The sequence below is a fragment of the Acidaminococcus sp. AM33-14BH genome (assembly GCF_003603525.1).
GTDB classification, from domain to species: Bacteria; Bacillota; Negativicutes; order Acidaminococcales; family Acidaminococcaceae; genus Acidaminococcus; species Acidaminococcus intestini.
Genome location: NZ_QTNG01000025.1, coordinates 1 through 1,150, shown reverse-complemented (window position 1 = coordinate 1,150; position 1,150 = coordinate 1). Strand labels below are relative to the sequence as shown.

The 1,150-nt window shown below is 53.0% G+C and carries 1 protein-coding gene; it reads left to right on the top strand.

Annotated elements, in window-relative coordinates; translation table 11 throughout:
• On the top strand, positions 1-1,149 hold a 1,149-nt coding region (gene tuf, locus DW817_RS10520), incomplete at its 5' end, for an elongation factor Tu (RefSeq protein WP_021736799.1).
• Position 1,150: the final 1 nt, after the last annotated feature.

The window sequence follows — 1,150 nt, the reverse complement described above, 5'->3', positions numbered from 1 at the left end:
AACATTGGTACCATTGGTCACGTTGACCATGGCAAGACGACCCTGACCGCTGCCATCACCAAAGTGCTGGCTGAAAAGGGCGGCGCCCAGTTCATGGACTACAACATGATCGATAAGGCTCCGGAAGAAAGAGAACGCGGAATCACCATCAACACCTCTCACGTTGAATACGAAACCGCTAAGAGACATTATGCTCACGTTGACTGCCCGGGCCACGCCGACTATGTCAAGAACATGATCACCGGTGCTGCTCAGATGGACGGCGCTATCCTCGTTGTTTCCGCAGCTGACGGCCCGATGCCCCAGACCCGCGAACACATCCTGCTTGCCCGTCAGGTTGGCGTACCTGCCATCGTTGTATTCCTGAATAAATCCGACCAAGTTGACGATCCTGAACTGATCGAACTGGTTGAAATGGAAGTTCGTGAACTGCTGAGCCAGTACGACTATCCGGGAGATGAAATTCCTATCGTAGTCGGTTCCGCACTGAAAGCCCTGGAAGGCGACCCTGAACAGGAAGCCAACATCCTCAAACTGATGGATGCTGTTGACGAATACATCCCGACTCCGGAACATGACCTCACGAAACCGTTCCTGATGCCTGTCGAAGACGTCTTCACCATCACCGGCCGTGGTACGGTTGCAACGGGCCGTGTTGAACGTGGCGTCATCAAAGTCGGCGACACCGTGGAAATCGTTGGTCTGAAAGAAGAAAAGAAACAGACCGTTGCTACGGGTCTTGAAATGTTCCGTAAGACCCTGGATCAGGCTGAAGCCGGTGACAACATCGGTGCCCTGCTCCGCGGTATTGAAAGAAACGAAATCGAACGCGGTCAGGTTCTGTCCAAACCGGGCACGATCCATCCGCATACGAAATTCAAGGGTCAGGTTTACGTACTGACCAAAGAAGAAGGCGGCCGTCATACTCCGTTCTTCAATGGCTACCGTCCTCAGTTCTACTTCAGAACGACCGACGTTACGGGCGTAGCTGAACTGCCGGAAGGCACCGAAATGGTTATGCCTGGCGATAACATCACCATGGATGTTGAACTGATCACTCCGATTGCTATCGAAAAAGGTCTGCGCTTTGCTATCCGCGAAGGCGGCCGTACCGTTGGCGCTGGTGTTGTTACCGAAATCGAAGAATAAT